A 20,233-nucleotide genomic window follows, 5' to 3' on the forward strand; every position below is an offset into this window, starting at 1 on the left:
CCGCCACATGACGATCGGTCTGGAGGACGGCACACGCGCCGACCCGGCAACGGCGGTGATCGACGTGGCCGCCGAGCGGTCACGCACGGCCGGCACCGCGGGGCGCCACTACTTCAACGCGGCCGGCGCCGGCCTGGTCAGCGACGGTGTCCTGGAGGCCGTGGTCGCCCACCTGCGTCGAGAACAGCGGGTCGGTGGGTACGAAGCGGCCAACGAGGTCGCCGACGACGTCGCGGCGGTGTACACGTCGGCCGCCGCGCTGCTCGGTGCCGAGGCGGACGAGATCGCCCTGTTCGACAGCGCGACGAGCGGCCTCCGCGGCGTCTTCGACGCGCTCCGGCTCGGTGCCGGCGACACCGTCGTCGCGCCACGGTCGAGCTACGTGAGCCAAGCGCTCCGGCTGCTCGCCATGCAGCGGCACGACGACGTCCGGCTGGTGGTCGTGCCGAGCGACGGGAGCGGTGCGATGGACCTCGAGGCGCTCGAGGGCGCCGTCGCTGGGGCCACCGGTCGGGTCGTGGTGAGCGCCGTGCACGTCCCGACGTCGTCCGGGCTCGTCGAACCGGTCGCCGAGATCGCGGCCGTCGCCCGTCGGCACGGGGCCCTCACGGTCGTCGACGCCACGCAGTCCGTGGGCCAGATCGACATCGACGTCCGTGCCGTCGACTGCGACGCACTCGTCACGACCGGCCGGAAGTTCCTCCGTGGTCCGCGCGGGACGGGCATGGCGTACCTGCGTCGCGGCACGCTCGAGGGCGTCGGTGCGTGGGCGCCGGATGTCCGCGGTGCGGTCTGGACGGGCGAAGATGAGTGGACGATGGACGGGACCGCCAGGCAGCTCGAGACGTGGGAGTGCTCCGTCGCCGCGCGACTCGGCCTCGGGGTGGCGCTGCGCGAGGCGCTCGACCGCGGGCCGGCGGCGACCGAGGCACACCTCGTCGGCCTCGGCTCGCGCATCCGGGACGCCCTCGACGGCCTCGACGGCGTGCGCGTCGCCGATCCGCTCGCGTCGCCCTCCGCGATCGTCACCTTCACGGTCGACGGGGTCGCCTCGAAGGAGGTCTCCGCGCGACTGCGCCACCGCCGCATCGACTCGATCTCGGTTCCGGCCAGCCACGCGCAGTGGGACCTCGGAGCCCGCGGACTGCCCAGTGTCGTCCGGGTGTCGCCGCACGTGTACAACGACGACGAGGACGTCCGGGTCCTGCTCGACGGCATCGCCGACGTCGCGGCCGAGGCCCGCGCATGACCGCGGTGCACGACGTCGTCGTCCTCGGTCTCGGGGTCCACGGCTCGGCGACGACCTACGAACTCGCCCGCCGTGGTCTCGACGTCGTCGCGGTCGAGCGGTACGCCCCGGGGCACACCAGGGGCTCGTCCCACGGCGCGACGCGGATGATCCGCCGCGCCTACCCGAGCCCGGTCTGGAACGACCTGGTCGACCGTGCGTACCGCGGGTGGGAACGGTGGGGGACCGCAGCCGGTGCCCCCTTCCTGCACCCGACCGGCGGACTGTACGCCCACCGGGGCGAGCCGACGATGCAGGGCGGGGCGAGCCTCCCGGTCGATCGCGAGGCGTGGCGGACGCTCGCGCCCTCGCTGCGTCCCCCCGAGACGTACGGGGCGGTCCACGACCCCGACGCCGGCGTCCTCGAGGCCGCACGTGCGCTCGCCTTCGCGCAGTCGGCTGCCGCTGCGGCCGGAGCCGACCTGCGCTTCGGCGAGACCGTGCTCGACCGGCGGGTCGACGACGGCGTCGTCACGGTCCGCACCGACCGGGGCAGCATCCGCGCCCGCCGCCTCGTCCTGGCCGGCGGCGCCTGGGCGGCACAGCTCGTGCCGGAGGCGGCCGCGTTCTTCGAGGTCTGGCGCATCGTCACCCTCACCGTCCCGACCGGTCAGGCGGTCGCGCAGCCGCCCGCACTCGGGTGCTTCTCCGTCGACCTGCCGGAGGGACTCGTCTTCGGCCTGCCCGAGGCCGCCGGGTCGGGCGCCAAGATCGGGATCGACGCCGGCCCGGTCTGGGACCCCGACGTGCCCGTCGCACCGCCGACCGAGGCCGAGCGCGCCCACCTGGCCGGACTGTTCGAGCAGTTCGTCCCCGGGATCGACACCGCGGGCGGCGAGGCGGTCGCCTGCCTGTACACGATGACGCCGGACAAGCGCTTCGTCGTCGGGGCGCTGCCGGACGAGCCCGAGGTCCTCGTGGCCGCCGCCTGCTCCGGTCACGGGTTCAAGTTCGGGCCGGCGATCGGCGAGGCCGTCGCGGACCTGGTCCAAGGCGTCGACCGTCCTGATCTCGACTTCCTCAGCCCCGCACGGATGGTGACCACCGCATGACCGAGCCCACCGCACCCGGGTCCCGCCGGGTCGCCGTCGCCGCACCGCACCCCGCCGCGCTCGACGCCGCGGCCGAAGCGGTCGCGGCGGGCGGCGACGCGATCGACGCCGCGCTCGCAGCCGCCGCAGCGCTGACCGTCGTGTACCCGCACCAGTGCAGCATCGGCGGTGACCTCGTGGCCCTCGTCCGTCGGCCCGGACACGGCGTGACCGCCGTGGTCTCCGCCGGCGCCGCTCCGAGCGGGATCGACGTCGCCGCGCTCGCGCAGCAGGAGCGGATGCCGCGGCAGGGCGCGCAGACCGTCACGGTGCCCGGTGTCGTCGCCGGCTGGCAGGCGATCGACGCGCTCGGCGGCCGGCTGGGCCTCCGTCCGGCGCTGCTCCGAGCCGCCGGACTCGCGGCCGAGGGGGCACCGGTCTCCGCCGGCCTCGCCCGTGCGGTCGCGCTCCGCGAGCACGAGATCCGCGCCGACGCCGGCATGACCGACGTCTTCGGCGACGGCGTCGGCGGGTTGCTCGGAACGGGCGACCGGCTCGTGCAGCCCGCGCTCGCCGCGACGCTCACCGAACTGGCTGCGGACCCCGGGGCGATGTACCGCGGTCGGATCGCGGCGTCGATCACGGCACGGCTCCGGGAACTGGGCGGCGCGCACACCGAGGCAGACTTCGCCGCGCACGAGGCCGAGCTCGCCGAGCCGGAGCAGGCCGCCGTCGCCGGCGTCCGATGGTGGGTGGCGCCGCCGCCCACGCAGGGCGTCGTGCTCCTCGGCATCCTGCCGGAGGCGCTCGCCGACGGGGCAGGAGCCGCTGACCGCACGGCCGAGTTCGTCGACGCCGTGCACCGCGCCGCCCTCGTCCGGCAGGCCGAGCTGGGCGACCCCCGTGGCGGTCCGATCGACGTCGCCGCGATGACGGATCCGCGCGACACCGGCCGCGCGGGCGCCCTGCCCCGGGCCGGACGTGCACTCGGCGACACGGTCGCGGTGACCGCGGCGGACACCGACGGCACCGTGGTCACCCTCATCCAGAGCGTCTACCAGCTGTTCGGGTCGGGCATCCTCGACCCCGGTACCGGGGTCGTCCTGCACAACCGCGGCTCCGCCTTCAGCACGGACCCCGCGCACCCGGGCCACGTCGGTCCCGGTCTTCGCCCGCCGCACACACTGCTTCCGGTCATCGCCGAGACCGACGGTCTCGTCGTCGCCCTCGGCTGCCAGGGCGGCAGCGCCCAGCCGTGGATCCTCGCCCAGGTCGCCAGCGACCTCGTCGACGCCGACAGCGACCCCGTGGCCGTGCTCGGCCGCCCGCGCTTCGTGGTCGGTGCGCGCGATCTCGGCCACGAGGAGATGACGCTCGTCGCCGAACCGGGGACCGACGACGCGATCGCCGCCGCGGGAGTGCTCGGCCTGCCCGTCGCACGGACCGCCGGCCCGGTCGACGAGGCCGGGCACGTGCAGACCGTCCGACTGCACGCCGACGGCCACCTCGACGCCGCGAGCGATCCCCGCGCGGACGGTCGCGCCGTCGTCCTGCACGCCAACTGATCCCCGATCCACCCGAGAAGGAAGCCCATGAGCAGCACCTCCCACGTCCTCGATCCGCTCACCTCCGCCGAGATCGCCTCCTTCGTCGCCGCGGTCCGCGGTTCCGGTCGGATCGGTGCACGACCGCGCTTCTGGGGGATCGCCCTCGACGAGGAGAAGGCCCGGGGGACCGTGGCCGGCGGTGCCCGCCCGGTCCGCATGGTGGTGATGGACCCGGACGCCCACGCCGCCTGGGAGGTGCGCGGCTGGACCGCGGGCCCGGACTCGCCGGCGATCGTCGAGCTGTGGACCGACGTCGACCACCGCCGACCGGGTGTCTCGAGCGACGAGGCCCGGCTCATCGCGCAGGCCGCTCGGAAGTCGCCGCTCATCATCGAGGCGCTGGCCAAGCGCGGCATCACCGACACCTCGCTCGTCTGGGTCGACCCGGAGTCGATCACCGGCTTCGTCCCGGAGGACCTCGCCGACCGCCGTCTCAGTTGGGGCACCGTCTGGTACCGCGAGTTCCCCGAGGACAACGGCTACGCCCGGCCGGTCGCGGGGCTCGTCCCGATCCTCGACCTGGACACGCTCGAGGTCATCCGCATCGAGGACCACGGCGTCGTCCCGATGGCGAGCGAGACCGGCGTCTACGCCTCCGGCACCTGGGGGCCGGACCGCGAGGTGTCGGCGCTCGACATCGTCCAGCCGGACGGTCCCGGCTTCACGATCGACGGACACGAGGTCCGCTGGCAGAACTGGACGTTCCGTGTCGGCTTCTCGCACCGCGAGGGGCTCGTGCTGCACGACCTGTCCTACCGCGACGGTGACGTCGAGCGACCGGTGCTGCACCGCGCGGCCGTCAACGAGATGTACGTGCCGTACCTGGACAGCGACCCGACCGCGTACCGGAAGAACTTCTTCGACTGGGGCGAGTACGGCGCCGGCCCGCTCACGGCGAGCCTCGAGCTCGGCTGCGACTGCCTGGGGGAGATCCGGTACTTCGACGTCGACTTCCTGGACGGCCACGGCGAGCCGCAGACCATCGTCAACGGCATCTGCCTGCACGAGGAGGACGACTCGATCCTCTGGAAGCACGTCAACACCCGCACCGGCAGTGCCGAGGTCCGGCGCAGCCGTCGACTCGTGATCTCGAGCTTCGCAACCGTGGCGAACTACGACTACGGCTTCTACTGGTCGCTCTACCAGGACGGCTCGATCGAGCTCGAGGTGAAGCTCACCGGGATCATGTCGGTGTCCGGCATCGCCGACGGGGAGACGCCGCGGTACGGCCGGATGGTGGCGCCGAACGTCCAGGCACCGACCCACCAGCACTACTTCGCCGTCCGCCTCGACACCGCCGTCGACGGGCCGTTGAACCGGTTGGTCGAAGTGCACGCCGAGCCCGAGCCCGACGAGGCCCTGAACCCCTACGGCAACGCCTGCATCGCGGTCGAGACGCCGATCGCCTCCGAGGCCGACGGCGCCCGGATGACCGACCCGGCGCGCGCGCTGCACTGGCGCATCGAGAGCGAGTCGGCGCAGAACCGGTACGGCGAGAGCACGGCCTACCGACTGGCCGTCCAGAACACGGCGCAGCTGCACGTCCGGCCCGGCAGCATCGTGGAGCGCAAGGCGCCGTTCGTCGCGAAGCACCTGTGGGCGAGCGCGTTCGACCCCGAGGAGCGCTTCATCGCCGGCGAGTACCCGAACCAGGGCGAGCTCGGTGACGACGGGGTGCACGTCTGGCAGCAGGCGGACCGGTCGCTCGAGAACGAGCGGCTCGTGCTGTGGCCCGTCCTCGGCGTGCACCACTTCCCGCGGCCCGAGCAGTGGCCGATCATGCCCGTCGACCGGATCGGCTTCCGGCTCGAACCGGACGGCTTCTTCGACCGGAACCCCTCGCTCGACGTCCCGCCGTCGGCGACCGACCACTGCGCGCCAGGGGCCGGCCACGACCACGCCGGGCACGACCACGACGTGCACTCGGCACACGGCGGGCACGTCCACGCCGAGCAGCAGCACGACCACGAGGGCGGCCGCTGATGCCCGGGCCCGAGCACACCCCGGAGCACCTCGCCGACTGGTCCGCCGTCCGCCTGGCCGACGCCGTCGCGACCCGCGAGGTGTCGGCGGTGGAGGTGATGCGCGCCCACCTGGACCGGATCGAGGAACGCAACCCGCGCCTCCGGGCAGTCGTCTCCCAGCAACCCGACTCGGTCTCGCTCGCCGCCGCGGAGGCCGCCGACCGCCGCACCGCCGAGGCCCGCGCCGCCGGCGAACCCCTCCCGCTCCTGCACGGCCTGCCGACCGCGGTGAAGGACCTGATGGACGTCGCCGGTCTGCCGACCACGAACGGTTCGGCGGCCTTCGCCGACGCGCGTCCGGCCGAGCACGACAGCGTCCTCGCGACGCTCCTGCGCGATGCCGGCGCGATCATCATCGGGAAGACGAACACGCCGGAGATGGGGCAGGGCGTCCTCACCTTCAACCCGGTGTTCGGCACGACCGTGAACCCCTGGGACACCTCGCGGCACGCCGGTGGATCGAGCGGTGGCGCCGCGGCGGCCCTGGCCGGACGGATGCTGCCGATCGCCGACGGCTCCGACAGCGGCGGGAGCCTGCGCTACCCGGCCGCGTTCTGCAACGTCGTCGGCGTCCGGCCGAGCCCCGGTCGTGTGCCGAGCGGCCGGACCGGCAACGCCTGGACGCCGCACGGGGTCACCGGGCCGATGGCGCGCGACTCGGCGGACGCAGCGCGCTTCATGGACGCCCTGGCGGTCGAGCAGTCGGTCTGGCCGATGTCCGCGATGACCCGGCACCCGGTGCGTCCGGTCGAGGTCGACGGACTCCGGGTCGCGTGGAGCGACGACGCCGGCGGCCTGCCGATCGACCCGTCGGTCCGAGCCGTGCACCGTGCGTTCGCCGAGCAGCTCACGGGCCTCGGCGCGGTGGTCGAGGCGTCCGAGCCCGACTTCGCCGGCGCGGACGAGGCCTGGGAGACCATCGAGACGTTCGAGTTCTTCCTCGGTGGTCGGCACGCCGTCGACGCCGGAGCGACGGGGTTCCGACCGGACTACGTCCGCAACGTCGAACAGGGGCGCGCCACGACCGCGACGCAGCTGGCCGACGCGTACGAGCGGCGGACGCGCCTGTACCGGGACACGGCCGCGGTCCTCGACCGGTACGACGTGCTGGTCCTGCCGGCGACACCGGTCGTCGCGCCGCCCGCCGACGTCGAGTGGGTCGACGAGGTCGACGGGCACCGCTTCGAGCGCTACTTCACGTGGCAGATGCTCGCGAACCGGCTCACGCTGACCGCGCACCCCGTCGTGGTGACCTCCGCCGGGTTCACGCCGGAGGGGCTGCCGGTGGGCGTGCAGGTCGTCGGGCGGTACGGCCGCGAGGCGCAGCTGCTCGCGGTGACGCGCGCGATCGAGGAGGCCACCGGCTGGATCCGGCGGGCTCCGACCCGGTAGACGAGGCGGAGAGGCCGGGAGGCGCGGGGCGACCCCGCCTCTCGGGCTCGGCCGGGTGCTCGACTCAGCCGGTGAAGACGGTGGACGAGCGGCGCTCGTACCAGTGCGCGAGGTGCTCGCCGGCCCGGAGCACGTGGTCGCGCATGAGCCCGGCCGCACGCTCGTGGTCACCGGCGACGAAGGCCTCGATGAGCTCCTCGTGCTCGCGGAAGTTCTCCTCGCGGTGCCGGGAGTTCTCGCGCAGCACGAGTGCCGAGACGTTGCGCGGGAACGCGTCGTTGATCTCGACGAGCATGCGGGTCAGTCGGGTGTTGCCGGATGCCTGGTAGATGAGCCCGTGGAACTGGTCGTTGTCGACGCCCTCGCGCTGCTTCGGCTGCTCCCCCTCGGCCGCGGCGAGCGAGCGCTCGTACATCGCCTGGTTCACCGACCGCAGCTGCGTGATGGTGGCGTCGTCGAGGCGGTCGACGGCGCGACGGGCGGCGAGGGACTCGAGCTCGGCGCGGACCTCGTAGGCCTCGCGGACCTCCCACGGCACGGGCACGCGCACGACGGCGCCGCGGTTCGGCACGACCTCGATGAGCCCGCCGGTCTGCAGCTGCCGCAGGGCTTCGCGAACCGGGGTGCGGCTGATCCCGAACTGCGCCGCGAGGTCGGCCTGGCGCAGCGGAGCGCCGATCGGGATCTCGCCGGACATGATCTTCGCGCGGATCCGGGCGGCGAGGTCGTCGACGAGTGCGTTGCCGTCGGTGGTGGTCACGGAAGTGGTCTCCTCGGTGCGTCATCGCAGCGAGCCCCCGCTGCGGATCCAATCCTGCCAGGTGTTGGATCCCGTTGCCGGATCCGACTCACCCATGATTGGATCCAATCATGACCGTGCTGATCGCCGTAACCCTCGGTGGGTCGCTCGTCGCCCTCGTGCTGGGCGCCGCCGGGCACCGGCGCGTGGGGTGGTCGGCGCTCGTCGGCGAGGTCGTGATGCTCGCCGCGATGGCGGACGTCCACCTGCCGGCCCTGGGCCTCGTGCCGGCGCCGTTCTGGGCGGTCCTGCTCGGCGGCTGCGCGATGGTGACCGCGCTGGTCGACCGCGTCCGCCGCCCGAGCCGCCCGCAGGGGGACCACCTGCACGCGCTCGGCATGCTGCTCGGCGCGGTGTTCGTGCTCCTGGGCACCGTGCACGCCGATGCTGCCGGCCACCACCACGGTGGGGCACTGCTGCTGCCGATCGCCGTCGCGGTCGCGGTACACGTCGGCGCCGTCGTGTGGGGCGTCGGGCGGCGCCGCGCGGCTCGTGTGGAGTCGGTGCGCCGGATCGCGTCGCTCGTCGGGGTGCTCGCGATGGGGGCGATGGTCGCCGTCCACTGAGCCACCCGGTGCCGTGATGGACGCGGATGAGGCGGGCCGCGCCTCCTGGGCCGACCAGGCGCTACCAAATTGGATCCAATTCTGGCAGTATCGGATGACATGTGGGGCGGATCGTCCCCGCGAGCAGCCGACGAGGAGACGCCCACGATGATCATCGACGCCTACAACACCACGCAGGACCGCCGTGGCCGCAGCGACTACCTCAGTGGCGTCCGACCGGGCGAGGAGCCGCCCGCGTACACGCCGTTCGACGCGAACCGGATCCTCGACCACATGGACGCAGCCGGTGTCGACCGCGCGATGGTGTGCTCGCTCGCCCAGGGGATCGAGAACGACTTTCTGATGGACCTCGTCGCCGCGCACCCGGACCGGCTGTTCGGCTTCGGGCAGGTGATGCCGCAGTGGGAGAACGCGACCGACGAGATCCGTCGCTTCGCCGACGGCGGACTGGTCGGCCTGAAGCTGCACCCGAGTCTGCACGGGTACCACGTGGCGGACCACGGCCTGCTCGACCCGCTGTTCGAGGTGTGCGCCGAGCTGGGACTGCCCGTGCTCATCAACGCCCTCGACGACGCGTTCTGTGCGCCGTTCGCGATCGAGGAGATCGCCAAGGGCTTCCCGACGGTGCCGACGATCATCGCCCACATGGGCGCGGTGTGGAACGTGCCCGAGGCGATCATCGTCGCCGAGCGGAACCCGCACGTCTACCTCGAGACCTCGGCGACGCTGATGTCCGACGTCAAGCGCGCCTACGCCCGGCTGGGCGCGGAGAAGATCCTGCTCGGGTCCGAGTGGCCGGGCAGCGACTTCGACCTCGAACGCATGAAGATCGCGAAGGCGATCCCGGACGAGGCCGACCGGGCGCTCGTCGAGGGCGGCAACATGGCGCGGATCCTGGGCTGGTCGTGAGCGACGTGAGCGACGTGGGCGACGGGCGCGCACCGGCGTCGTCGGACCGTCCGGTCCTGCACGGGCCGCCTCCCGGCATGGACGCGGCCGACCGTGCGCTGCTCGCCGTCGCGACCGACGTGCTCGAGCGCCGGTACCGCGCCGGCGTCCACGAGGTCGCCGCGGCACTCCGCCTGGTGGACGGCACCGTCGTCACGGGTCTGCACGTCGAGGCGTCGGCGGGCCGGGCCTCGGTGTGCGCGGAGTCCGCGGCCCTGAGCGCAGCGGTCGTCGCCGGCGCCGCGGTCGAGTCCGTCGTCGGCGTCCTGCGTCGACCGAGCGGGACGCTGCACCTCATCGAGCCGTGCGGGGTCTGCGCCGAGCTCCTCGGCGACCACGCCCCGGACGCGAGGGTGTGGGTCGCGGTCGGCGACGGGTTCGGCCCGGTCGGCGTGACGGAACTGCTGCCGTTCCGACGGCGCCGAGCGGCGCGGAGCGTGTCGGACTCCGCGAGCGACGTCGAACTCCGCGACACCTGAGGTTTAACGCCGCTGTAACACCCACGACCCATGCGGTGTCGGAAGCCGTCGGAGACTGGCGGCGACGGCGCGCACCGGTCCCCACCCGAGTGCACGATCCGTCGTGGAAGGAACCACCGCATGCTCGCCGTCTCCGGCAACCCCGTCCTGATCGTCGTCGACATCCAGGGCGGCGCCGCTTCGACGATGCCCACACCGGGCATCCCCGTCATGAGCGGTCGCGCGGAACGCGCGCCCCGCGTCCGCGACCTCATCGAGCACTGCCGGTCCGCCGGGGTGCCGGTCGTCTTCATCCAGGAGGTCCACAAGCCGGACCTCGTCGACATCGGCCGCGAACTCGACGGCGCCGAGGGCCCGCACTGCATCGAGGGTGACGAGCAGACCGAGCTCGCCTCGTGGATCGACCCTCGACCGGAGGAGTTCGTCATCCGCAAGCGTCGGTACTCGGCGTTCTTCGGGACGGAGCTCGAGATCGTGCTCAAGGCCTACCGCGCCGGCACCGTGCTGCTCGTCGGTGGTCTCACCGACGTGTGCATCCACTACACCGCGGCCGACGCCCACCAGCACGACTACGCGGTGCGGGTGCTCACCGACTGCGTCGCCGGGTCGAGCGAGCGTGCGCACGACGCGGCGCTCGAGGCGATCGCGTACCTGCAACGTGACGCGCTCGTGACCGCGGACGACGTGCGGTCGTGGCTCGACGAGCGGGAGCCGGCGCGTGCCTGATCGGCACGGCACACCGTCCGGCACTGCCCGGGTCGTCGTCGGGCACATCCGGACCATGGACCCCGCCGTGCCGACGGCCGAGGCGATGCTCGTCGACGGCGAGCGGATCCGTGCGGTCGGGACCCTGGCCGAGGTGCGAACGGCTGCCGCGGCGGCGGTCGGCGCCGTCGCGGAGGACCACGTCGAGGGCACGGTGCTGCCGGGGTTCACCGACGCGCACGCCCACGCGCAACGGGCCGGTCTCAAGGCGCTGCAACTGCTCGGCGACGAGGCGGACGCCGAGGCGTTCTCGGCCGTGATGCTCGCCGACGGCGATGCGGACCCGGACGCCCCGGACTGGCTCGGTGACGCTCCACCCACGATCCAGGACCGGCTCGCCGCGATCCGTCGGGTCCAACCGCTCCTCCACGCCATGGGGTTCACCGGTGTCGTCGACCCCGCGGTCACGCTCCCCGAGCTCGCCGGGTACCGCGAGGCGCACCGTCGTGGGCTGCTCACCATGCGCGTCGTCGCGATGCCGTACCCGGAACTCGGAACTCCCGCCGTTCCCGACGTCGACGCGGCGCTCGCCGTCCTCGGCTCGATCGACGGCGTCACCGGGGACGGCGACGACATGCTGCGGCTCGGCCCGATCAAGGTCTACTACGACGGCGAGGGCATGAAGGGTCAGGCCCTGCTCGAGCGTCCGTGGGCGGGTGGCGACCACGGCGTGCAGCGCATCTCGGCCGAGGACTTCGCCCGGCTCGCCACCTGGTGCGTCGGAGCGGGGTGGGGGCTCGGCGTCCACGCGGTCGGCAGTCGAGCGGTCGCCGAGGTCCTCGACGGCCTCGAGACGGCCGAGGGGCGCACCGGCCGGCCCGTCGCACCCCTGCGGTGCCAGCTCATCCACGCCTACCTCGAACCGAGCCCGGCGAGCGCGGCACGGGCAGCTCGCCTGGGCGTGGTCGCGTCGCTGCAGCCCTCGATCGCCTGGAAGAACGCGGCCGGCCTCCGCCGACGGCTCGGTGACCGGGTGGACGAGGTGAACCCGATGCGCACGTGGCTCGACGCCGGGGCGGTCGTCGCGATGGGCTCGGACGCACCGTACTTCCCGTTCGACCCGCGCGAGGTCGTCCCGGTGGCCGCTGCCCGTCGGATGCGCGGGATCGACGAGCCCCTCGGCCCGCACCAGGCCACCTCGGTGCTCGAAGCCGTCGCGGCCTACACCCGAGGTGCGGCGCACGCCGCCTTCGCCGACGGCCGGCGCGGTGTCCTGCGCGCCGGAGCCCTGGCCGACTGGGTGCTCCTCGACGTCGACCCGGGCGACTGCACCGCCGACGAGTTCGCCCGAGCACGCGTGCAACGGACGGTCGTGGGAGGGCGGACCGTCTTCAGCGCGGATCAGATGTAATCCACACGAAACATAGTTGGATGCGGATTGTCCTAGATTGGATCCAAGTTGGACCCGACCCTGGGACTGACTCCCTGGCATCACCCCGAATCCCATTGGAGGACAGCACCATGGTGAGGAAGCGCATCCTCGTCGGCGTCGCGGTGGCGACCGCCGTCGGCCTCTCCCTGAGCGCGTGCAGCACGTCCGGCTCCGCCGACGGCGGCAGCAGCGGCTCGACGACCAGCACGATCAACGCGGAGCTCTGGTACGCCCCGGCGACGTTCGACCCGGCGAAGGCCTCGGCCAGTTCGGACGTCGAGGTCGCCCGGCTCGGCTTCGACACCCTGCTCCGACAGGGCGAGGGCGACGACGGCGGGTACATCGGTGGCCTCGCGACCAAGTGGGACGCCGAGTCGGCCTCGAAGTACGAGTTCACCATCCGGGACGGGGCGACGTGCTCCGACGGCACCGAGATCACACCGAGCGTCGTCGCGAAGTCCTTCGAGTACCTCGTGGGCCTCGACGACTCCGGTGCGCAGACGTGGAAGAACCAGGCCTTCGGCTCGGGTGAACCGGCCTTCACGCCCGACGACTCCGCCGGCACGCTCACGATCTCGCTCAGTTCGCCGTACTCGCAGTTGCTCGGCGGGCTCACCCGTCCGGGGACCGGCGTCATCTGCCCGGCCGGCATCGCCGACCCGAAGGGACTCGCCGCCGGAACCGTGAAGGGCGCGTGGTCGGGGCCGTACACCCTGACCAAGTCCTCCGCGGGCAAGAGCGTGCAGTACTCCCTCCGTTCGGACTACGACGCCTGGCCGGACTGGAAGACCGTCACCGGCAAGCCCGCCAAGACGATCAACATGACCGTGCAGGGCGACTCGAACACGAGCGCGAACCTGCTGCAGTCCGGTGGCGTCGACGTCGCGCGCTTCTACGACTCGAACGCCGAGCGCTTCACCGGCGGCGACTACTCGACCGTGAAGTTCGCCAGCTCGGCGTACAACCTCGTCTTCAACGAGGCCGAGGGCTCCGGCTCGGTGTTCGCCGGCGACCAGGCACTGCGTGCGGCGGTCGCCCAGGCGATCGACACCAAGGGCTTCAACAACGCCGGTCTCGACGGGCTCGGGGTCGCCCAGACCACCGTCAACGCCGCGAGCTACCGGTGCACCGTCGACGGCTCCTCCATGGTGCAGTCGTACGACACGAAGGCCGCGACGAAGGAGCTCAAGGGCAAGACCATCCGCCTGCTCATCATGTCGAACTGGGACCCCGCGGCGGACTTCCTCGCGGAGTCGCTGCGGAACGCCGGGGCGACCGTGAAGGTCTCCGCGCCGGACCCCGCCGACTGGACGACGCAGATGCGCACGAAGCCGGACACCTGGGACGTCGCGGTCGCGGCCGAGGACGCCCAGGTCGGCCTGATCAACCTCTCCATCGCCCGGTACCTCGGCCCGACCTACCCCGAGGGCGGCACCAACGTTTCCTCGAGCGACAACCCCGAGGGGCTCAAGGCCTACGAGGCCGCGATGGCGACGACCGACGAGGACCAGCAGTGCGCGGACTTCGCCACGGCGCAGAAGTCGATCCTCGAGCGGGTCGACATGACCCCGCTCATCACCGACACGCACCGCTACGTCGCCCGCAAGGGCTTCGAGACGCACGTCTTCTCGGGCTACTGGGACCCGTCCGCCATGCGGATCGTCTCGTGACCGACTGACGCGACACCACCCAGCACCACCCCACCACCGCCCGGACCGGAGCACCTGGAGGACCCGCGATGAGCACCACCACCGTCGACCATCCCCCCGTGCCCGGTCCGGGCACCCCGGACGCGCAGGGCGCCCCCGCCGCCACGGCTCCCCGAGCCGCCGGCCTCGGGAGCGCCTGGCGCCGGTTCCTGCTCCGCCGCGCGGTCGGCCTCGTCGTCAACCTCGCGCTGCTCGTCCTCGTGACGTTCCTCATCGTGCAGCTCATCCCCGGCGACCCGGCCACGGCCATCGCCGGCCCCACGGCGTCGCTCGCGCAGGTCGAGCTCGTCCGGCACCAGCTCGGCCTCGACCAGCCGCTCCCGGTCCAGCTCTGGCACTACGTCGCCGGGGTCGTACAGGGCGACTTCGGGGACTCGTACAAGTACCGCGCACCCGCCATGGACATCGTCATGACCGCGGTGCCGTACACGCTCACCATCACGATCGTGGCCGTCCTGCTCCTGCTCGTCCTCGGGCTCGCGCTCGGGATGACCGTCGGCGTGCTGACCCGCGGCGACCGCCACCGCTGGCTCGACGTGACGTTCACCGCGGTCACCGGCCTCGTCTCCTCGATCCCGACCTACGTGCTCGCCACCGGCTTCGTCGTCGTCTTCGCGGTCCTGCTGCACGTGCTCCCGCCGGCGTACTCGCCGGCGTACGACTTCGGGGCCGCCGCCGTGCTGCCCATCGCCTCGCTCACCGTCGGCGGCACCTGCTCCGTCGCCCGCATCGTCCGTCGGGAGACCGCGGTCATCCTCGAACAGGACTACATGCGCACCGCGCGCGGCTGGCGGCTCCCGGCGCTGTCGATCTACGCGAAGCACATGCTGCCGAACCTGCTCACCACGGCTCTGACGCTCTCCGGCATCATCCTGACCGCCCTGCTCGGCTCCGCGCTCATCACCGAGGCGGTGTTCGCCTGGCCCGGGCTCGGCGGCGTGATCGTCCAGGCGATCGCGGTCGACAAGGACTACCCGGTGATCCGCGCCGCGGTCTTCGTGATCGGCCTGATCTCCCTCGTGATCACCCTCGTCATCGACATCATCCTGGGTCTCATCGACCCGCGCACCCTCGGAGAGAAGCGTGGCTGACACCATCACCGCAGTCCGAGCCGCCACCGTCGACCGGCCTGCGCGACCCCGTGCCTTCGCCTGGAACGCGGGCCTCGTCGTCGGACTCGCGATGTTCGCCCTGATCCTCGTCGTCGCCGTCGTCGCTCCGTTCGTGCTCGGTGCCCAGGCGAGGGGGATCGGCGGCACCGCCGGACTCGGGTCGACCGCCGCGCACCCGCTCGGCACCGACACCCTCGGCCGTGACATGCTCGCCCGCACGCTCGTCGCCACCCGTGCGACCGTGCTCATGGCGCTCGCGGCCACCGCGCTGTCCGCTGTCGTCGGCATCGCGCTCGGCATCGGCGTGTGGCTCGCGCCGCGTCGGCTCCGTGAGTTCGGCCTCCGTGCCATCGAGTTCGCCGTCAGCTACCCGACGATGCTCGTCGCGATCATCGTGGCCGCGATCCTCGGGCAGGGCATGGTCCAGGTGGTGGTCGCCATCGCCGTCGCGAACATCGCCGGGTTCGCCCGACTGACCGCGAACCTCGCCGCGAAGATATCCACGAGCGAGTACGTCACGACGGCCCGGCTGATGGGCGTCCCCGCGTACCGGGTCGCCGTCCGGCACGTGCTGCCGAACATGGCCGAACCGACGCTCATCCTCATCGCCGGCGCGTTCTCCGGTGCACTCGTCGAGATCTCCGGCCTGTCCTTCATCGGCCTCGGCGCGCAGACCCCCGCGTTCGACTGGGGCACCCTGCTCAACGACGGCCTCGACCGCATCGTGGTGAACCCCGTCGTCATCGTCGGCCCCGCGGTCGCCCTGACCTTCGCGTCGCTCGCAGCGCTGCTCGTCGGCGACGGTCTCGCCGCGGCCGCGAACCCCCGCTCGAACACGACCCGCGCCCGGACGACCCGTGCGTCAGGGGCCCCGACGCTCGCCGTCGAGGAGGACGCGGTCCTGGTCGCCGACGGCATCACCGTGCTGCACGGCGCGAGCGGACGCCCCCTCGTGGACGACGTCTCGTTCACGATCCGTCGCGGCGAGGTGCTCGGGATCGTCGGCGAGTCCGGTTCGGGCAAGTCCCTCACCGCCTCCGTCGTCGCCAAGCTCCTCGGCGAGGGGCTCGAGGCATCCGCCCGCCGGCTCGAGCTCGGCGGGACCGACCTGCTCGGCCGCGTGCCGGACCGCGAACTCGCGTCGCGGATCGGCCTGGTCTACCAGGACCCCGGAACCGCCCTGAACCCGGCGATGGTCCTCGGCATCCAGCTCTCCGACGTGCTCCGGATGCGCCTGCGCCACAGCCGCCGCGACGCGATGCGCCTGCTCACCCAGGGGTTCCGGGCCGTCAAGCTGACCGACCCCGAAGGGCGCCTGCGGCAGTACCCGCACCAGCTGTCCGGCGGGATGAAGCAGCGCGCGATGATCGCGTCCGCGATGAGCACGAAGCCGGACCTGCTCATCGCCGACGAGCCGACCACGGCACTCGACGTGACCGTGCAGCGCGAGGTGCTCACCGTGCTGAAGCGCATGAACGAGGAGTCCGGCACCGCCGTGCTCTTCATCTCGCACGACCTCGGCGTCGTCCGCGCGCTGTGCGACCGCGTGCTCGTGATGCGGAACGGCACGATCGTCGAACGCATCGACGACGTGGCCGGCCTGTCCCCGGACACGGTCGAGCACCCCTACACGAAGCAGCTGCTCGCGGCCACGCCGGTCGTGACGGTCCCCTCGGAGCAGACGGAGGCGCACGCGTGACCGACACCGACCCGATGATCGACGTCCGCGCGCTCGACGTGGCGTTCGGTTCGACGACCGTCCTGCACGGGGTCGACCTCCGTCTGGAGCGCGGCCGCACCGTGGGCATCGTCGGCGAGTCCGGCTCCGGCAAGTCCACGCTCGCCAAGGTGCTCGTCGGCACGGTGAAGCCGGCGGCCGGGAGCGTGACGGTCGACGGCGTCGACCTCGGCTCGGCACACCGGTCCGCCCTGCACGCCGCCCGGCGCCGCATCCAGATGATCCCGCAGGACCCGTACTCGTCGCTGTCCCCGCGACGCACCGTGGCGCAGACACTCGCCGAAGCGATCGACCCGATCCGCCCGCGCGTGGCGACCCACGAGGAGCGCATCGGCGGCTGGCTCGAGCGCGTCGGCCTCTCACCGGACATGATGCACCGGTACCCGCACGAGTTCTCCGGTGGGCAGCGGCAGCGGATCGCGATCGCCCGTGGGCTCGTCATCGACCCGCACCTCGTCATCGCCGACGAGATCACCTCGGCGCTCGACGTGTCGGTGCAGGCCCAGATCCTCGAACTGCTCGCCGGCATCAAGGAGTCCCTGGGCCTGACGATGGTGTTCATCTCGCACAACCTCGCCGTCGTGCAGCGCGTCAGCGACGAGGTCGTGGTCCTCTACCAGGGCGAGGTGGTCGAGTCCGGCCCCGTGGAGCAGATCTACGCCGACCCGCAGCACTGGTACACGCGCCGGCTGCTCGACGCGGACCCCGGCTCCGCCCGCTTCAGCCTGACCGGCTGACCGACACGGAAGGTCCCGTCAGTGGCGGCACGACTCCCGACGACCCCGCACGCCCCCGGTGCGCTCCGACTGGTCGGAGCGACCCTCGTCGACGGCACCGGCGCACCGCCGCGCGCCGACTCCGAGGTCGAGCTGCGCGACGGCGTCGTCACGTACGCCGGCCCACGACGTCCCCCGGCAGCCGGGATCCCCGTCGCCGACCTCACCGGCACCTGGCTGCTGCCCGGTTTCGTCGACACGCACGTGCACCTCAGCATGGTGCCGACCGCCCCGGAGGAACAGCGGGGCCGGTTCCCCGAGGAGGACGTGCTCGAGGTCGCCGAGGTGCTCCGCTCCACGCTGCACGCGGGCGTCACCACGGCGCGTGACCTCGACGGCCTCACCCCCGGCTACCGGAACGCCGTCGCGCGCGGCACCGTGACCGGTCCGCGGCTGCACCTCGCGATCGCGATGCTCTCGCCCACCGGCGGGCATGCCGACCCCGTCCGACCGAACGGCTCGCTCCCGGCGTGGGCGGTCCGGTCGGGGATGCCCGAGCCCGGGGTGGTCGATACCGACGACGACATCGTCCGCACCGTCCGCGCGCTGCTCCGCACCGGTGCCGACGCGATCAAGGTCTCCACCTCCGGCGGGGTCGGGTCACCCACCGACGACCCCGACGACGTCGGCATCACCGAGGAGCAGGTCCGTCTGGTCGTCCGGCTCGTCCGCGAACGCGGCGGACGCCCGGTCACGGCGCACGCCCTGACCGATGCCGCGGCCCGCGCGGCCGTGCTCGGTGGGGCGTCGAGCATCGAGCACGGGTACGCCCTCAGCGACGAGACCATCGCCCTCATGGTCGAGCGGGGGACCGTCCTGGTGCCCACCCTCAGCACGCTGCTCCGAGAACTCGACCCGGCCACCGCCTCCGAGGAGCGCCTCCGCCACCGCGCCGCGCTCCACGAGCGCGGGCTCGACAGTGTCCGCCGCGCCGTCGCGGCCGGGGTCCCCGTCGCGCTCGGTACCGACGCCGGTGTCCACCCGCACGGCCGGAACCTCGCGGAGCTCGCTCGGCTCGTCCAGGTCGGGCTGTCCCCGCTCGCCGCCGTCACGGCCGGCACACTCCAGGGGGCGCGCCTCCTCGGACTGGAGGCGCGGCTCGGCTCCGTCGAGCCCGGCAAGGAGGGCGATCTGGTCATCACGCGCGTCGACCCGCTGACCGACGTCGGTGCGCTCGCCGACGCTGCCAGCGTGCGCGCGGTCCTGCAGTCCGGACGCGTGGTGAAGGACCTCGACGGCCTGGTGACCACGGCCTCCTGACCGTGGTCACCACCCGTCGTTCAGGCGACCGCGGCGACGGCGCGCTCGATGACCGCGACGACCCGCTCCGGAGCCGCGTGGGCCACGGCGTGGCTGGTGTCGACCTCGTCGGCGTCGGCGCACATGCGCGTGACGAAGTCGCGCTGGATCTCCGGCAGCAGGTGCCGGTCGCTCGTCGCCACCAGGTACCAGCTCGGCCGGGTCGCCCACGCGGGCGCGCCGGTCGGCTGCTGGAACGCGGCGTCCGCGGTCACGCGGCGCTCGTACCGCGCGGCGCGCAGGACGTCGTCGGGCACGTCCCAGGCGAGCGCCGCGCGAGACTCCTCGTCGTCCCGGGTGATCCACTCGCCGTCCGGGCCCCGGTGCGTGTAGCGCGACACGAGTGCGGGCTCGTACCGTTCGACGATCGCGGAGACGGACTCACCGGTGTCGGGGGCGAACGCCGCGACGTAGACGAGACCGACGACCCGCTCGTGCGTGCCGGCGTTCGTGATGACCGCGCCGCCGTACGAGTGCCCGACGAGCAGCACCGGACCGTCCACCGCGTCGACCAGTGCACGCACCGATGCCGCGTCGTCCCGGAGCGACGTCATGGCGTTGTCGGCGAGTGTGTACGCGATCCCGCGGGCGCGCAGGAGCGGTGCGACGGAGGACCACGCCGACGGCGACCCGCCGGCACCGTGGACCAGGACGACGTGCACCCCCGGGGCACTCACGAGCCGACCGCCGCGACGAGGGGGAGCAGGACGGTCGGGGCCGGCGCGGCCTCGCGTCCGGCGAACGGCACCGGCTGGCAGACCATGAGGTAGTCGCCCGGCTCGACGGCGGACAGGTCGGCGTTCTCGAGGATCACGACGCCCGCCCCGCACAGCGCGACGTGCGTCGGCCACGCCTCCGTGTGGGCCGGTGCCTCCATCGTCATGTAGTCGATGCCCGCGAACCGCACCCCGTGCTCGACGAGCCACGCGGCTCCGGTGGGTCCGAGCCCGACCCACGTCTCGGAGCGCACGTTCCGTGTCAGCGCGTCGGTGGAGTTCCGTGTGCGGAAGAGCACGCGTTCGGCTCCGGTGGCTCCGGCGGCGGCCAGGTCCTCGGCCGTGATCTCCTCGGCGACGTGGCGCAGATCGAGGACGCGGACCGGCCCGACCACACTGTCCATCGCGATCTCGTCGACCGTGGTCGCCCCCGGGACGAAGTGGGACGGGGCATCGACGTGCGTGCCGGTGTGGGCGCCGATCAGCCACCGGGAGACGTCCGAGGGGTACCCGTCCGCGATCTCCTCGACCATCTCGAAGGTCGGCCGACGCCCCCAGTGCAGCATCTCGGTGTGGATCGGGATGTTGATGTCGATCGCGTCGGTCATGGGT

General features: G+C 72.9%; 18 protein-coding genes. 15 read left to right on the plus strand and 3 right to left on the minus strand.

What is annotated here, in order from left to right; all coding sequences use genetic code 11:
* Positions 1-7: 7 nt before the first annotated feature.
* Genes BM028_RS16520 through BM028_RS16540 form a run of 5 tightly spaced genes read left to right on the plus strand, consistent with a single transcriptional unit; the run spans position 8 to position 7,342 of the window.
* The gene (locus BM028_RS16520; RefSeq protein WP_092387969.1) at positions 8-1,249 is read left to right on the plus strand and encodes an aminotransferase class V-fold PLP-dependent enzyme; all 1,242 of its coding nucleotides are present in this window, start codon (positions 8-10) and stop codon (positions 1,247-1,249) included.
* Positions 1,246-2,340: an FAD-dependent oxidoreductase gene (locus tag BM028_RS16525; RefSeq protein ID WP_092387972.1), complete on the plus strand. Its 1,095-nt coding sequence runs from the start codon at positions 1,246-1,248 to the stop codon at positions 2,338-2,340. Before BM028_RS16520 ends, BM028_RS16525 begins: the two co-directional genes overlap by 4 nt.
* Positions 2,337-3,884 carry a gamma-glutamyltransferase gene (locus BM028_RS16530; protein WP_092387975.1) on the plus strand — a complete coding sequence of 516 codons (1,548 nt, stop codon included), beginning with the start codon at positions 2,337-2,339 and terminating at the stop codon, positions 3,882-3,884. Before BM028_RS16525 ends, BM028_RS16530 begins: the two co-directional genes overlap by 4 nt.
* A gap of 27 nt (positions 3,885-3,911) precedes the next feature.
* On the plus strand, positions 3,912-5,909 hold the full coding sequence (locus tag BM028_RS16535) for a primary-amine oxidase (RefSeq protein ID WP_092387978.1): 1,998 nt from the start codon (positions 3,912-3,914) through the stop codon (positions 5,907-5,909).
* Positions 5,909-7,342, plus strand: coding sequence for an amidase (locus BM028_RS16540; protein ID WP_092387981.1), 1,434 nt, complete (start codon positions 5,909-5,911; stop codon positions 7,340-7,342). The genes BM028_RS16535 and BM028_RS16540 overlap by 1 nt, the downstream gene beginning before the upstream one ends.
* 64 nt (positions 7,343-7,406) lie before the next feature.
* Here BM028_RS16540 and BM028_RS16545 read toward each other — a convergent pair whose 3' ends face one another.
* Complete coding sequence (locus tag BM028_RS16545) at positions 7,407-8,102, minus strand: GntR family transcriptional regulator (RefSeq protein ID WP_217647266.1); 696 nt, start codon at positions 8,100-8,102, stop codon at positions 7,407-7,409.
* Positions 8,103-8,212: 110 nt separating this feature from the next.
* Here BM028_RS16545 and BM028_RS16550 point away from each other — a divergent pair, with 110 nt between their 5' ends.
* The 10 genes from BM028_RS16550 (at position 8,213) to BM028_RS16595 (ending at position 18,866) form a co-directional block, all read left to right on the plus strand.
* Entirely contained in the window at positions 8,213-8,707 is a 495-nt protein-coding gene (locus BM028_RS16550) for a hypothetical protein (protein ID WP_092387984.1), read from the plus strand.
* Between the two features lie 147 nt (positions 8,708-8,854).
* On the plus strand, positions 8,855-9,616 hold the full coding sequence (locus BM028_RS16555) for an amidohydrolase family protein (RefSeq protein ID WP_092388281.1): 762 nt from the start codon (positions 8,855-8,857) through the stop codon (positions 9,614-9,616).
* The gene (locus BM028_RS16560; protein WP_217647267.1) at positions 9,613-10,134 is read left to right on the plus strand and encodes a cytidine/deoxycytidylate deaminase family protein; all 522 of its coding nucleotides are present in this window, start codon (positions 9,613-9,615) and stop codon (positions 10,132-10,134) included. Before BM028_RS16555 ends, BM028_RS16560 begins: the two co-directional genes overlap by 4 nt.
* 120 nt (positions 10,135-10,254) lie before the next feature.
* Positions 10,255-10,860, plus strand: a complete 606-nt coding sequence (locus BM028_RS16565) for a cysteine hydrolase family protein (protein ID WP_092387987.1) — start codon at positions 10,255-10,257, stop codon at positions 10,858-10,860.
* Positions 10,853-12,250: an amidohydrolase gene (locus BM028_RS16570; RefSeq protein WP_092387990.1), complete on the plus strand. Its 1,398-nt coding sequence runs from the start codon at positions 10,853-10,855 to the stop codon at positions 12,248-12,250. The genes BM028_RS16565 and BM028_RS16570 overlap by 8 nt, the downstream gene beginning before the upstream one ends.
* A 110-nt stretch (positions 12,251-12,360) precedes the next feature.
* The gene (locus BM028_RS16575; RefSeq protein WP_175496110.1) at positions 12,361-13,941 is read left to right on the plus strand and encodes an ABC transporter substrate-binding protein; all 1,581 of its coding nucleotides are present in this window, start codon (positions 12,361-12,363) and stop codon (positions 13,939-13,941) included.
* 68 nt (positions 13,942-14,009) lie between these two features.
* Positions 14,010-15,071, plus strand: a complete 1,062-nt coding sequence (locus BM028_RS16580; RefSeq protein WP_092387996.1) for an ABC transporter permease — start codon at positions 14,010-14,012, stop codon at positions 15,069-15,071.
* Positions 15,064-16,791 (plus strand): dipeptide/oligopeptide/nickel ABC transporter permease/ATP-binding protein, encoded by a 1,728-nt coding sequence (locus BM028_RS16585; RefSeq protein WP_254803979.1) that lies wholly within the window; start codon positions 15,064-15,066, stop codon positions 16,789-16,791. Before BM028_RS16580 ends, BM028_RS16585 begins: the two co-directional genes overlap by 8 nt.
* Positions 16,788-17,567 (plus strand): ABC transporter ATP-binding protein, encoded by a 780-nt coding sequence (locus BM028_RS16590; protein ID WP_092387999.1) that lies wholly within the window; start codon positions 16,788-16,790, stop codon positions 17,565-17,567. The genes BM028_RS16585 and BM028_RS16590 overlap by 4 nt, the downstream gene beginning before the upstream one ends.
* A gap of 21 nt (positions 17,568-17,588) precedes the next feature.
* On the plus strand, positions 17,589-18,866 hold the full coding sequence (locus BM028_RS16595) for a metal-dependent hydrolase family protein (RefSeq protein WP_092388002.1): 1,278 nt from the start codon (positions 17,589-17,591) through the stop codon (positions 18,864-18,866).
* A 20-nt stretch (positions 18,867-18,886) separates the two neighbouring features.
* Here the strand turns inward: BM028_RS16595 and BM028_RS16600 are convergent, their stop codons facing one another.
* On the minus strand, positions 18,887-19,582 hold the full coding sequence (locus BM028_RS16600; protein ID WP_175496111.1) for an alpha/beta fold hydrolase: 696 nt from the start codon (positions 19,580-19,582) through the stop codon (positions 18,887-18,889).
* Positions 19,579-20,229: a cyclase family protein gene (locus BM028_RS16605; RefSeq protein ID WP_092388007.1), complete on the minus strand. Its 651-nt coding sequence runs from the start codon at positions 20,227-20,229 to the stop codon at positions 19,579-19,581. Before BM028_RS16605 ends, BM028_RS16600 begins: the two co-directional genes overlap by 4 nt.
* Between the last annotated feature and the right edge of the window lie 4 nt (positions 20,230-20,233).

It is taken from the genome of Curtobacterium sp. YR515, from assembly GCF_900113095.1.
Taxonomy (GTDB): domain Bacteria; phylum Actinomycetota; class Actinomycetes; order Actinomycetales; family Microbacteriaceae; genus Curtobacterium.